This is a genomic window from Sphingobium sp. AntQ-1, assembly GCF_028538045.1.
GTDB lineage: Bacteria > Pseudomonadota > Alphaproteobacteria > Sphingomonadales > Sphingomonadaceae > Sphingobium > Sphingobium cupriresistens.
Genome location: NZ_CP117158.1, coordinates 2,229,122 through 2,242,062, shown reverse-complemented (window position 1 = coordinate 2,242,062; position 12,941 = coordinate 2,229,122). Strand labels below are relative to the sequence as shown.

The 12,941-nt window shown below is 65.3% G+C and carries 11 protein-coding genes; all 11 read left to right on the top strand.

Features of this window, described 5'->3' with window-relative positions; all coding sequences use genetic code 11:
- The first annotated feature begins 125 nt into the window (after nucleotides 1-125).
- The 11 genes from sphantq_RS11240 (at nucleotide 126) to sphantq_RS11190 (ending at nucleotide 12,933) form a co-directional block, all read left to right on the top strand.
- Entirely contained in the window at nucleotides 126-2,249 is a 2,124-nt protein-coding gene (locus sphantq_RS11240; protein WP_272798534.1) for a sodium-translocating pyrophosphatase, read from the top strand.
- A gap of 220 nt (nucleotides 2,250-2,469) precedes the next feature.
- Complete coding sequence (locus sphantq_RS11235; protein ID WP_066599375.1) at nucleotides 2,470-3,465, top strand: sensor domain-containing diguanylate cyclase; 996 nt, start codon at nucleotides 2,470-2,472, stop codon at nucleotides 3,463-3,465.
- A 71-nt stretch (nucleotides 3,466-3,536) separates the two neighbouring features.
- Nucleotides 3,537-4,661 (top strand): 8-amino-7-oxononanoate synthase, encoded by a 1,125-nt coding sequence (locus tag sphantq_RS11230; protein ID WP_066599372.1) that lies wholly within the window; start codon nucleotides 3,537-3,539, stop codon nucleotides 4,659-4,661.
- Complete coding sequence (gene bioD / locus sphantq_RS11225; RefSeq protein ID WP_272798533.1) at nucleotides 4,658-5,290, top strand: dethiobiotin synthase; 633 nt, start codon at nucleotides 4,658-4,660, stop codon at nucleotides 5,288-5,290. The genes sphantq_RS11230 and bioD overlap by 4 nt, the downstream gene beginning before the upstream one ends.
- 104 nt (nucleotides 5,291-5,394) lie before the next feature.
- Nucleotides 5,395-7,446, top strand: a complete 2,052-nt coding sequence (locus tag sphantq_RS11220) for a M13 family metallopeptidase (RefSeq protein WP_272798532.1) — start codon at nucleotides 5,395-5,397, stop codon at nucleotides 7,444-7,446.
- Between the two features lie 224 nt (nucleotides 7,447-7,670).
- A complete protein-coding gene (locus sphantq_RS11215; protein WP_272798531.1) occupies nucleotides 7,671-8,078 on the top strand; it encodes a DUF4168 domain-containing protein in 408 nt (135 codons plus the stop codon).
- 135 nt (nucleotides 8,079-8,213) lie between these two features.
- On the top strand, nucleotides 8,214-10,025 hold the full coding sequence (locus sphantq_RS11210; protein ID WP_066604790.1) for a cation:proton antiporter: 1,812 nt from the start codon (nucleotides 8,214-8,216) through the stop codon (nucleotides 10,023-10,025).
- Nucleotides 10,022-10,636: an OmpA family protein gene (locus sphantq_RS11205; RefSeq protein WP_129925613.1), complete on the top strand. Its 615-nt coding sequence runs from the start codon at nucleotides 10,022-10,024 to the stop codon at nucleotides 10,634-10,636. The genes sphantq_RS11210 and sphantq_RS11205 overlap by 4 nt, the downstream gene beginning before the upstream one ends.
- 130 nt (nucleotides 10,637-10,766) lie before the next feature.
- The gene (locus tag sphantq_RS11200) at nucleotides 10,767-12,065 is read left to right on the top strand and encodes an adenosylmethionine--8-amino-7-oxononanoate transaminase (protein WP_272798530.1); all 1,299 of its coding nucleotides are present in this window, start codon (nucleotides 10,767-10,769) and stop codon (nucleotides 12,063-12,065) included.
- Between the two features lie 65 nt (nucleotides 12,066-12,130).
- Nucleotides 12,131-12,349, top strand: a complete 219-nt coding sequence (gene infA / locus sphantq_RS11195; RefSeq protein ID WP_003049127.1) for a translation initiation factor IF-1 — start codon at nucleotides 12,131-12,133, stop codon at nucleotides 12,347-12,349.
- Nucleotides 12,350-12,360: 11 nt separating this feature from the next.
- Nucleotides 12,361-12,933 (top strand): Maf family protein, encoded by a 573-nt coding sequence (locus sphantq_RS11190; RefSeq protein WP_272798529.1) that lies wholly within the window; start codon nucleotides 12,361-12,363, stop codon nucleotides 12,931-12,933.
- Nucleotides 12,934-12,941: the final 8 nt, after the last annotated feature.

Sequence of the window (12,941 nt, the reverse complement as noted above, 5' to 3'; positions counted from 1 at the left end):
GCTGATTGACGCGGTGCCCGATGCCGGACCGTCCTCGTCCGGCCGCCCGCCTCTGCGCCTTTCGCCTGCCCGTCATTCCCTGCGGAGCGGTCGATGACAGTCATAACAGGGGGAGAGGAACATCCATGCAAATCGTCTATATCGCCATAGGGTGCGGCCTGCTGGCCATCATCTATGGCCTGATCACCAGTCGCCAGGTGTTGAGCCAGCCACCGGGCAATGACGCCATGCAGGCGATCGCCGGCGCGATTCAGGAGGGGGCCAAGGCCTATCTGGGCCGCCAATATACCACCATCGCCATCGTCGGCCTGGTCGTGGCCGTGCTGGTCCTCTATTTTCTGGGCGTCACGTCCGCGGTCGGATTTCTGATCGGGGCGATCCTGTCGGGGGCGGCGGGGTTCATCGGCATGAACATATCGGTGCGGGCCAATGTCCGCACGGCCGAAGCCTGTCGCGGCACGCTACAGAGCGGCCTCACCGTCGCTTTCCGCGCCGGCGCCATCACCGGGATGCTGGTGGCCGGCCTCGCCCTGCTCGCGATCAGCGTCTTCTTCTGGTATCTGACTGGCCCGGCGGGCCATGCGCCCGACGACCGGCTGGTGATCGACTCGCTGGTCGCGCTGGCCTTTGGCGCGTCGCTCATCTCCATCTTCGCGCGGCTGGGCGGCGGCATCTTCACCAAGGCGGCCGACGTCGGCGCCGACCTGGTCGGCAAGGTCGAGGCCGGCATCCCGGAGGATGACCCACGCAATCCCGCCGTCATCGCCGACAATGTCGGCGACAATGTGGGCGACTGCGCCGGCATGGCCGCCGATTTGTTCGAAACCTATGTCGTCACCGTCGGCGCGACCATGGTGCTGACCGCCTTGCTGGTCACCGGGGTCGACAACGCCTTCCTGATGAAGCTGATGGCGCTGCCCCTGATCGTCGGCGGCGTGTGCATCGTCACGTCGATCATCGGCACCTATATGGTCCGTCTGGGCGCCAGTCAGTCGATCATGGGCGCGCTCTATAAGGGGTTCTGGACCACCGCGCTCCTGTCCATTCCGGCCATCTATGTCGTCACCCAATATACGCTGGGCGACCTCAACGCCGTCTTCGGCGCGGACCTGGACGGCTATGGCGGCTATACCGGGATGGATCTGTTCTGGTCGATGCTGGTCGGTCTGACCGTCACCGGCCTGCTGGTGGTCATCACCGAATATTATACCGGCACCAACTATCGCCCGGTCCGCTCGATCGCCAAGGCGTCCGAAACCGGCCATGGCACCAACGTCATCCAGGGGCTGGCGATCAGCCTGGAATCCACCGCCTTGCCGACGCTGGTCATCGTCGTCGGCATCATCGTCGCCTATCAGCTGGCGGGTCTGATGGGCATCGCTTTCGCGGCGACCGCAATGCTGGCGCTGGCGGGCATGGTGGTGGCGCTGGACGCTTATGGTCCGGTCACCGACAATGCGGGCGGCATCGCCGAAATGGCGCATCTGGACGATAGCGTGCGGGTGAAGACCGACGCGCTGGACGCCGTGGGCAACACGACCAAGGCGGTGACGAAGGGCTATGCCATCGGCAGCGCGGGTCTGGCGGCGTTAGTGCTGTTCGGCACCTTCACTCAGGATCTCGATTATTATGGCGCGGCGCTGGGCCTGACCGAGCCGGTCGATTTCTCGTTGAAAAACCCCTATGTCATCGTCGGCCTGCTGCTCGGCGCGTTGCTGCCCTATCTGTTCGGCGCGATGGGCATGACCGCCGTCGGCCGCGCGGCGGGCGACGTGGTCAAGGACGTCCGCGCGCAGTTCGCCGAGAATAAGGGCATCATGGACGGCACCAGCAAGCCGGACTATGCGCGCACGGTCGATCTGGTGACCAAGGCCGCGATCAAGGAGATGATCATCCCCAGCCTGTTGCCGGTGCTGGCGCCGATTATCGTCTATTTCGCGATCACCGCGGTGGCGGGCAGCGACAACGGCTTTGCGGCGCTGGGCGCGTTGCTGCTGGGCGTCATCGTGTCCGGCCTGTTCGTCGCTTTGTCGATGACCAGCGGCGGCGGCGCATGGGACAATGCCAAGAAATATATCGAGGATGGCCATCATGGCGGCAAGGGCAGCGAAGCCCATAAGGCCGCGGTGACCGGCGACACGGTGGGCGATCCGTACAAGGATACGGCCGGCCCGGCGGTGAACCCGATGATCAAGATCACCAATATCGTCGCGCTGTTGTTGCTGGCGGCGCTGGCGCATGGGGCCTGACAGGCCGTGACAGGTGGGGAGAGGCCGCGCGCCTCTCCTCCCCTTGCCTGCGCCCCGACTGGTCGCGGCGTCGGCCATGCTTAGTTCATTTTAACCCTTTATTCAGGGCAGAGGCGCAATCTGCGCGCGCGGTCGGCCTGACGGGGGCGAGCCGCGCCGCACCGGATTTCCCGTCATGCCTTCCAAGGCGTGACCCAAGCCAGCCACCGGATGCCATGATATGCTGCACGCCATTACCAACGACGAACCGGGCCGCATCGCCGCGCTGCGGCGCTATGAAATACTCGACACGCCAATGGAAGGCGCTTTCGACAAGGTCACCAATCTGGTGCGCGCGCTGTTCAGCGTGCCGATATCCGCCGTGTCGCTGATCGATCAGGAGCGGCAATGGTTCAAGTCGATCGCCGGGCTGGATGTGTCGGAAACGCCGCGCAGCGCAGCCTTTTGCGATCATGCCATCCGTCAGGACGATCCCCTCGTCATACCCGACACGAAGGACGATGTGCGCTTTCGCTACAATCCGCTGGTGACCGGCGATCCGGGCATTCGAAGCTACGCCGGCGTGCCGCTGCGCACGCCCGATGGCTATAATATCGGATCGCTGTGCGCCATCGACACCCGCGCCAGGGATTTCCCGGCCGAACAGATGGAGATTATGAAGGGCCTGGCCGCCATCGTGGTCGAACAGATGGAATTGCGGATGCTGGCCGAGCGCGATCATCTGAGCGGCGCCATGACCCGCCGCGCCTTCGTCGCCGAAATCGACAAGCGGATCGCGTTGTTCGTCCGGCACCAGCGGCCCGCCGCCCTTATCCTGCTCGACATCGACCATTTCAAGGCGATCAACGACTGCCATGGCCATCCCGTCGGCGACCGGGTGATCGAGGCGGTCGCGCATTGTTGCGCCGGCCTGTCACGCCCCAGCGATTCGCTGGGGCGGATCGGCGGTGAGGAATTCGGGTTGTTGCTGCCCGAAACCAGCGAGACGGAAGCGCTGGCCGCCGCGCACCGTTTCTGTGCGGCGATCGAGGCGTTGGACATCCCCCATGATCCGCCGCTGCGCGTCACCGCCAGCTTTGGCGTGGCCGCGATCGGTCCCGGCCGCATGACCAGTCAGGACTGGCTCACCGCTGCGGATACGGCGCTCTATGATGCCAAGCGCAGCGGTCGCAACCGCGCGGTGCTGGCCCCCATCGAAGCGATCCGCGCGGCATGAGCTGAAAGGCGGCCGCGCCCACCGGCTTACCCCCGCTTGCCGCTTTCCCCGGCCGGGCCTATAGGCGCGGCATGACTGCCGAACCCTTCGCCAAGCAACTCGCCGCGCTGGAGTCGCGCGGGCGATTGCGTCGCCTGATCTCCCGTTCCGGGCGGGATTTCGCGTCCAACGACTATCTCGGCCTGGCCGGTGATCCGATCATCGCGCAGGCCGTCGCCGACGCGATCGGGCGGGGCGTGCCGGTGGGATCGGGCGGGTCGCGGCTGCTGCGCGGCAATGCGCCCGAACATGAGGGGCTGGAGACCAAGGCGGCCGATTTCTTCCGTACGCAGGCGGCGCTGTTCGTCGCCAACGGATATGTCGGCAATCTGGCGCTGTTTTCGACGCTGCCCCAGCGCGGCGACCTGATCGTTGCGGACGAACTGATCCATGCCAGCGCCCATGACGGCATCCGCATGAGCAAGGCGCAGGCGGTGTTCGCGCGGCATAATGATGTGCAGAGCTTCGCCGACCTGATCGCGGCCTGGCGCAAGGAGGGCGGCACGGGCCGTATCTGGATCGCGGTAGAGACGCTCTATTCGATGGATGGCGACGTCGCCCCACTCACCGATCTCGCCAAGTTGGCGGCGACCCATGGCGCGATGCTGCTGCTGGACGAAGCGCATGGCACCGGCGTCTTCGGGCCGGGCGGGCGCGGGCTTTCGACCGGGCTGGATGGTTTGCACAATGTCATCACCCTGCATACCTGCGGCAAGGCGATGGGAACCGAAGGGGCGCTGATCTGCGGCCCGCGCATCCATGTCGACTATCTGATCAACCGCGCCCGCGCCTTCATCTTCTCGACCGCGCCGTCCCCGCTGATGGCGGTGGCGGCGTCGGCGGCGCTGGACCGGATCGAGCAGGCGAGCGACCTGCGCGAACGATTGAAGACGCTGCGGCAGGATGCGGCCGAAGCGATTTGCGCGCCGCTGGGCCTGCCCTCGCCCCGCAGCCAGATCGTGCCGGTCATCCTGGGCGACGATATCCGCACCATGGCGGTGGCCGCAGCTTTGCAGCAGGCGGGCTTCGACGTGCGCGGCATTCGACCGCCGACGGTGCCGGCGGGGACCAGCCGGCTGCGCATCTCGCTGACATTGAACGTCGGTCGCGCCGATGTCGCCGCGCTGGGTCAGGCGTTGCTTAAGGCGATGCAATGAGCGTTCTGATCGTCACCGGCACCGATACCGGCATCGGCAAGACGGTGTTCGCCGCCGGCCTGGCCGGGGCGCTGGGCGCTTATTATTGGAAGCCGATCCAGGCCGGGGTCGATCCCGAAGGCGACAAGGAAACCGTCGCCGCGCTCTCCGGCCTGCCCGCGGCGCGCATCCTGCCTGAAGCCTTTCGCCTGACCACCCCCGCCTCCCCCCATCTGGCCGCGCGGATTGATGGCGTGGCGATCGGGCTGGACCAGCTGGCGCTGCCCCAGGTGGACGGACCGCTGGTGGTCGAGGGCGCGGGCGGCGTGCTGGTGCCGATTTCCGAGACGTTTTTGATGGCCGACCTGTTCGCCCATTGGGGCCAGCCTGTGATCCTCTGCGCGCGCACCGGCCTCGGCACGATCAACCATAGTCTGCTGAGCATCGAGGCGTTGCGATCGCGCGGCGTGCGCGTGGCGGGCATCGCCTTCATCGGCGAGGCGCATGACGAAAATGAGCGGATCATCCCGCAACTGGCGGGCGCGCCGTCGCTCGGCCGCTTGCCGCATCTGGACCGGCTTGATCCCGCCGCCCTGGCCACCGCTTTCGCCGCGCACATCCGGCTTCCCGAATATTTCAACGATCGATAATTTTCGACCAACGACATGGACTTCATTCTTTGACGGGCGTTCAAGTCCGCGTCAGAACGAACGGCCCAAGGCCGATCGCCATTATGATGCAAGGGATGCAACCCATGAAAACCCTCCTCCTCGGCGCAGCCGCCACGGCGCTGGCGCTGGCCGCCACCATGGCGCAGGCCGACCAGCCGGCGACACCTGCCGCAGCGCCGACCTCGGCAAGCGCCGACAAGCCCACCTATGGCAGCTATGGCTTCGACGCTGCGGGCATGGACCAATCGGTAAAGCCCGGCGACGATTTTTACGATTATGCCAATGGCGCATGGGCGAAAAACACGCCGATCCCCGCCGACAAGTCCAATTATGGCGCATTCAACACGCTGGACGACCTGTCGCGCACGCGGACCAAGGCGATATTGGAAAGCGCGCAGAAGGATAGCGGCAGCAAGATCGGCAACGCCTATGCCGCCTATATGGACGGCGCCACGGTCGAGGCGAAGGGACTGGCGCCGATCAAGCCCTGGCTGGACGAGGTCAGGGGCGTCACCGACCTGGCCGGCTATGCCAGGGTCGCGGCCAAGGGCGCCCGCGCCGGCGTACCCGGCCCGTTCCGCTTCTATGTGGGGCAGGACGACAAAGACCCTGAAACCTATATCCTGTCGATGACGCAGGGTGGCTTGGGCCTGCCCGACCGCGACTATTATCTGGACCAGGGCGAAAAGATGGCGGCGATCCGCACCGCCTATGTCGCGCATCTGGAAAAGATGCTGACCCTGGCCGGCGAAAGCGACGCCAAGATGCGCGCGGCGGCGCTGATGGCGTTCGAAACGGAGGTCGCCAAGGTCCATTGGAGCCAGGTCGAAAGCCGCGACGCCGACAAGACCTATAACAAGATGACGCTGGCCGACCTGCAGAAGAGCGCGCCGGGTTTCGATTTCGCCACCTATTATGAGGCGAACGGACTGACCCCCGCCAGCCTACTGGTCGCGCAGCCGAGCGCCGTGACCGGCGAAGCCGCGCTGATCGCCAAGACGCCGGTCGGCGTGCTCAAGGACGCGCTGCTGCTGGCCAGCCTGCACGCCTATGCCGACTATCTGCCCGACAGCGTCGCGAACGCTGACTTCGCCTTCTACGGCACCACCCTGTCGGGTACGCCGGAGCGTGAGGAACGGTGGAAGCGCGGCGTCACCTTCCTCAAGGAATCGCTGGGCGAGGAAGTCGGCAAAGTCTATGTCGCCCAATATTTCCCGCCGGAAACCAAGGCGGCGATGGACGTGCTGGTCAAGAATGTCCTGTCCGCCATGGGCCGCCGCATCGACGGCCTGCCATGGATGAGCGATACGGCCAAGGCGCGCGCGCACAAGAAGCTGGCCGCCTTCACGCCCAAGATCGGCTATCCCGACAAGTGGCGCGATTATGACGGGCTGGCGATCAGGCGGGACGACCTGCTGGGCAATGCGCAGCGGTCGAACCAGTTCGAATTCGACTATAATATCGGCAAGCTGGGCAAACCCATCTATCGCTGGGAATGGGGCATGACCCCGATGGAGATCAACGCCTACGCCAATTTCGGCATGGTGGAGATCGTCTTCCCCGCCGCGATCCTGCAACCGCCCTTCTTCGATCCCAAGGCGGACCCCGCGGTCAATTATGGCGGCATCGGCGCGGTGATCGGCCATGAACTCAGCCATCATTTCGACGATCAGGGCGCGAAATATGACGAGACGGGAAAGCTCAACCAGTGGTGGACCGACCAGGACGTCGCCAATTTCAAGGCGCTGACCACGAAGCTGGGCGCCCAATATGACGCCTATGAGCCCTTCCCCGGCGCGCATGTGAAGGGCGCCTTCACCATGGGCGAGAATATCGGCGACCTGGGCGGCCTGGCGGTCGCGCTCGACGCCTATCATGCGTCGCTGGGCGGGAAGCCCGCGCCGGTGATCGATGGCATGACCGGCGACCAGCGCTTCTTCCTGGGCTGGGCGCAGGTGTGGCGGCGCAATTATCGCGAGGCGAATTTACGCCAGCGGCTGGTCACCGATCCGCACGCGCCATCGCAATATCGGACCGACATCGTGCGCAATTTCGACGCCTGGTATGATGCGTTCAAGCCTGCGCCGGGCGGCAAAATATATCTGGCGCCCAAGGATCGCGTGAAAATCTGGTGAAATCCAATGGTCGGCCCGGACCGTTTTGACGAATCCGGGCCGATCGTCATTGCGCGCCGGCGAAGGGCGCTGCGGCGGATCGCGACTGTGGCGGGACGAGCTGTTTCCCTCAATCCCGTTACCCCTCAAATCCCACAACTGGCCGTTCAGGCCTTTTCCGAAAGGAACGCTTTCAACAACTTGGTCGTCTGTTCATCAGTATATCGGTCAAGAGGAGAAGAAAGTTGACGGGTCCCAACAGCAGTAAATTTCTGAAAGCCGGCATCGCGTCGATCGCGCTGTTCGCAGCTTACCCCGCCCTTGCGCAGGATGCCGCCGCTCCTGCAGCGCCCACCGCGCCCGCAGCAGGCGCCAGCAATTTCAGTGACAGCGACATCAAGCAGTTCGCCGCCGCGGCGGTCGAAGTGACCAAGATTCAGTCGGACGCCTCGATCGCCGAGGCCGACAAGCAGCCCAAGATGCTGGCCGCTTTGCAGGCGTCGGGCCTGCCGCCTGAAAAATTCAACCAGATCGGGCAGGCGGCGGCCGCCGATCCGGCGCTGCAGCAACGCATCCAGGCCGCCGCGCCGCCGGCTCCGGCGGCACCTGCGACTCCGGCCGCCCCGGCGCAGCCGGGCCAGCCGCCGCAATGACGTGATAGCGAGGGGCCGGTCACAGACCGGCCCTTTTCTTTCGCGCCCGACACACGGGTTCGTCACGATAGTTCCCGCAATATCGAAAAATATCGGGGGGTGACGACCGCCAATGTGTCCGTCTATCCTGCGCCCATGCAGGAACTGGCTCTATCCATCGCGCTCATCGGCATATTAGGCATCGGCGCGCAATGGATCGCTTGGCGCACCGGCTGGCCAGCCATCGCTCTGATGCTGGCCGCAGGCGTCCTCGCCGGTCCGGTTCTCCACCTCATCAACCCCGAACATGTCTTCGGCGAATTGCTGGAACCGATGGTGTCGGTCGCGGTCGCGCTGATCCTGTTCGAAGGCGGCCTCAGCCTCAATTTCCGTGAATTGCGCCAGACCGATGGCGCGGTCACCCGGCTGGTCGCGCTGGGCGCGCCCATCGGCTGGGTGCTGGGGTCGCTGGCCTGCTATTATGTCGGGGGGCTGGTGTGGCCTGTCGCGATCCTGTTCGCGGGGATTTTGGTCGTCACCGGGCCGACCGTGGTGCTGCCGCTGCTGCGCCAGTCCAATGTCGCGGCGCGGCCGCGCGCGATCCTGAAATGGGAAGCGATCGTCAACGATCCGGTCGGCGCGCTGTTGGGCGTCGTCACCTATGAATATCTGCGCCGCGCGGGCGAGGGCGGCACGCTGGCGTCGGTCATCCTGTCGCTGCTGGCCGCGGCGGTCATCGCCGGTCTGATCGGCTGGCTCGCCGCCCGCGCCGTGGGCTGGGCCTTCCCGCGCGGCCATGTGCCCGAATATCTCAAGGCCCCGGTGCTGCTGGTCGCAGTGATTGGCGTATTCGTGGGATCGAACATGATCCAGCAGGAAACCGGCCTGCTGGCGGTCACGGTGATGGGGGTGGCGTTGGCCAATATGCGTTTCGATTCGCTGCGCGACATCCAGCCGTTCAAGGAAAATGTCACCGTCCTGCTGATTTCCGGCGTGTTCGTGATCCTCTCCGCCTCGCTCAATCTGGAGGTGCTGCGCCAGTTTGAATGGCGGTTCCTGGCCTTCCTGCTGGCGCTGCTGTTCCTCGTTCGCCCGGCGACGGTCTTGTTGAGCCTCGCCTTTTCGCCCGTGCCCTGGAATGAGCGGCTGCTGGTCGCCTGGATCGCGCCGCGCGGCATCGTCGCGGTCGCGATCTCCGGCCTGTTCGCGCTGCGGCTCGATCGGCTGGGCTATAGCGACGGGTCGATCCTGGTCACCTTGTCCTTCGCCGTGGTCGTCACCACCATCCTGTTTCACGGATTTTCGATCAAACCGGTCGCACGCTGGCTGAAAGTTACGGGTGCGTCGGAGCAGGGCTTGCTGATCGTCGGCGCTACGCCCTTCACCCTGGGACTTGCGGCTCAACTGCGCCAATTGGAGGTGCCAGTGACGATCGCCGACAATAGCTGGCAGCGGCTTGCGCCGGCCCGGCATCAAGGCATCCCCACCTATCATGGCGAGATATTGTCGGAAGCGACCGAAGAGCGGCTGGACCTGACCCAGTTCCAGATGCTGGCGGCGGCGACCGACAATGAAGCCTATAATGCGCTGGTGTGCAACGAATTCGCCCCGGAAATCGGGCGCGACAATGTCCATCAGCTGGGCAACGCCAGCGACGATCATGATCCGCGCAGCCTGCCTGAATCGCTGCGCGGGCGCGCGCTGTTCGAATCCGGCCATGGCGTGGAGGACATCATGCAGCGCGAGGAGCAGGGCTGGACCTTCCGCAAGACACGGATCAGCGAGCAGTTCGACTATGACGCAGCGCGCGCAGCGCTGCCGCCGGAGGGCGACATGCTGTTGCTGTTGCGCAAGACCGGGGCGCTGCGCTTTTTCACCCATGCTTCGCGCCCCACGCCCCAACCCGGCGACACGATCCTGTCCTATGTGCCGCCCGCCCAGCCCCGGCGACAAGGAGAGGAAAAATGACGAAATCTGGTCGCGCTTCTATCATCCTGTGCGCAGCGCTCGCCGCCTGCCAGCCGCCGGCGCAGACGCCTGCGGCCAATGCGGTGGACGAAGCGGATAAGGCCAATGCCGTGGCGGACAATGGCGCGGACAATGGCGCCGAACCACAACGGTCGATCCTGCGCCCCGAAGTCGTGCCCGAAACGGAAACGCCCAAGATCGAGCCGGCAGAGGCGGTGATCGGCTTTGGCGAATCGTCGATGGCGCTGGATGAGACGGCGAAGGCGACAGTTGAAACGCTGCTCGCCAGCCCGGCGATGCAGGCCGGCGGTCCGATCACGCTGCGCGGCCACAGCGATTCGCGCGGGTCCGATGGCGACAACAAGGTCGCGTCCCGCATCCGCGCCGAAAAGGTCCGTGACTATCTGGTCGAAAAAGGCGTGGATGAGGCGCGCATCACCCTGGTCGCGCTGGGCGAAGCCCGCCCCGTCGCCCCCAATGCGAAAGAGGATGGCAGCGACGATCCCGACGGCCGGGCGAAGAATCGCCGGGTCGAGGTGACGGTCGCGCTGCCGGCCATCATCGTGCCGCCGCCGGTGGCGCCCAACGCGACCGAGGCCGCAAAGCCATAGATTTGGCGGCCATGCTGGCCTAGAGCAAGTGATCCGGCTGCGTCGGACCACTTGCTCTAGTTTTTGATTTTATGCGATTTCCGAGTCATCAGGGATTCCACCTGATTAGAAATCGCTTGAAAGGACCGTCATGACATCCCCCGTCTGGCACCCCTTCACCCAGCATGGCCTCAATGAGCCGATCCCCCATGTCGCGCGGGCGCAAGGCGCGCTGCTGCATCTGGCAGACGGCGGCACGCTGATCGACGCGATTTCGAGCTGGTGGGTAACCACCCATGGCCATTGCCATCCGCGCATCGCCGCCGCCATCGCCGCGCAGGCGGGGCAACTCGATCAGCTGATCTTCGCGGGCTACACCCATGATCCGGCCGAAACGGTGGCGCGGGGGCTGATCGATCTGGCCCCGCGCGGCGAGGGGCAGCCGGAGCTGCGCCATGTCTTCTATTCCGACAGCGGCTCGACCGCGGTCGAGGTCGCGCTCAAGATGGCGCTGGGCTATTGGCACAATCTGGCGCTGGACGGGCGGGCGCCGGAAGAATCGGGGGGGCCGCGCAGCCGCATCCTGGTGCTGGAGCATAGCTATCATGGCGACACGATCGGCGCGATGTCGATCGGCGAGCGCGGCGTTTATAACGCCGCCTGGCAGCCCTTGCTGTTTGATGTCGGCACCATCCCCTTTCCCGCGCCCGGTCGCGAGCGGGCCTGCCTCGAAGCACTCGACGCCGCCTGCGCCGACAAGCCCGCCGCCTTCATCGTCGAACCGCTGATATTGGGCGCTGGCGGGATGCTGATCTATCCCGCGGACATACTGCGCGAGATGGCCGCGATCTGCCGCCGCCATGGCGTGTTGTTCATCGCCGACGAGGTGATGACCGGCTGGGGCCGCACCGGCACCCTCTTCGCCTGCGAACAGGCGGGCATCGTGCCGGACATCATGGCGGTGGCCAAGGGTATCACCGGCGGCGCGATCCCGCTGGCCGCGACGCTGGCGACCGCCCCGATCTTCGACGCGCACCGATCGACCGACCGCGCCCGGCTATTCTATCATTCGTCCAGCTACACCGCCAACGCGATCGCCTGCGCCGCCGCGGTAGCCAATCTGGCGATCTGGCGCGAAGAGGATGTGCTGGGCCGAATCGTCGCGCTGACGCAGGGTATCGCGACGCGACTCGAACGGCTCGCCCGCCACCCCGCCTTCGCCAATCCGCGACAATTGGGCACGATCGCCGCGATCGACCTTGTCGCCGCCGATGCGGGCTATCTGTCCGACCTGGCGCCGCGCCTGCGCGCCTTCTTTCTGGGCCACGGCCTTTTGCTAAGGCCGCTCGGCAACACCATCTACTTGATGCCGCCCTATTGCCTCGACGAAGATCAGCTCGATCATATCTTCACGGCGATCGCCGCCGCAGGCGATCATTTCGGCGAATAAAGGCTTGGCTTCCATTTCCCGCAATTTGGCGCTATGGCGGCGCGATTTTGTGAATTCGGGATAATATGGCTAAAGAAGAACTGCTTGAAATGCGCGGACAGGTTGTGGAGCTTCTCCCCAACGCCATGTTCCGTGTCCGGCTTGAAAATGACCACGAGATTCTCGGCCACACCGCCGGCAAGATGCGCAAGAATCGCATCCGCGTGCTGGTGGGCGACGAAGTGCTTGTCGAGCTGACCCCCTACGACCTGACCAAGGGTCGGATCACGTACCGCTTCAAATAAGCCGCTTGTTCATGCGGCTTATTCTTGCTTCGGCTTCTCCCAGACGGCGTGACCTTCTGGGACAGATCGGCGTCGTCCCCGATGCCGTCGATCCCGCCGATATCGACGAAACGCCCCTGAAAGCCGAACTGCCTGCCACCTACGCCGCGCGCGTCGCGGCGGAAAAGGGCGTGGCTGTGGCCGCGCGCCATCCCGGCGCGCTGGTCCTGTCGGGCGATACCGTGGTGGCCGTGGGGCGCCGTATCCTGCCCAAGGCAGAGAGCGAGGCGGACGCGCGCGCCTGCCTGGCCTTGCTGTCGGGACGGCGGCACCGGGTACTGAGCGCGATCACGCTGATCGATGGCGAGGGACGCGCGCGGCATCGCCTGTCGGACAATATCGTCATCTTCAAGCGGCTGGAGCAGCCCGAGATCGACGCCTATATCGCCAGCGACGAATGGCGCGGCAAGGCAGGCGGCTATGCGATACAGGGCCGCGCCGCGGGCCTCATCCGCACCATCATGGGCAGCCACAGCGCGATCATGGGCCTGCCGCTTTACGAAACCCGCACGCTGCTCAAGGCAGCGGGCTATCCGATCGATTAGGAACGCAC

What these genes read in the sequence shown, in the direction of transcription:
- sphantq_RS11240 (WP_272798534.1), top strand. Translation starts at nt 126, where the DNA reads ATGCAAATCGTCTATATCGCCATAGGGTGCGGCCTGCTGGCCATCATC.
- sphantq_RS11235 (WP_066599375.1), top strand. Translation starts at nt 2,470, where the DNA reads ATGCTGCACGCCATTACCAACGACGAACCGGGCCGCATCGCCGCGCTG.
- sphantq_RS11230 (WP_066599372.1), top strand. Translation starts at nt 3,537, where the DNA reads ATGACTGCCGAACCCTTCGCCAAGCAACTCGCCGCGCTGGAGTCGCGC.
- bioD (WP_272798533.1), top strand. Translation starts at nt 4,658, where the DNA reads ATGAGCGTTCTGATCGTCACCGGCACCGATACCGGCATCGGCAAGACG.
- sphantq_RS11220 (WP_272798532.1), top strand. Translation starts at nt 5,395, where the DNA reads ATGAAAACCCTCCTCCTCGGCGCAGCCGCCACGGCGCTGGCGCTGGCC.
- sphantq_RS11210 (WP_066604790.1), top strand. Translation starts at nt 8,214, where the DNA reads ATGCAGGAACTGGCTCTATCCATCGCGCTCATCGGCATATTAGGCATC.
- sphantq_RS11205 (WP_129925613.1), top strand. Translation starts at nt 10,022, where the DNA reads ATGACGAAATCTGGTCGCGCTTCTATCATCCTGTGCGCAGCGCTCGCC.
- sphantq_RS11200 (WP_272798530.1), top strand. Translation starts at nt 10,767, where the DNA reads ATGACATCCCCCGTCTGGCACCCCTTCACCCAGCATGGCCTCAATGAG.
- infA (WP_003049127.1), top strand. Translation starts at nt 12,131, where the DNA reads ATGGCTAAAGAAGAACTGCTTGAAATGCGCGGACAGGTTGTGGAGCTT.
- sphantq_RS11190 (WP_272798529.1), top strand. Translation starts at nt 12,361, where the DNA reads ATGCGGCTTATTCTTGCTTCGGCTTCTCCCAGACGGCGTGACCTTCTG.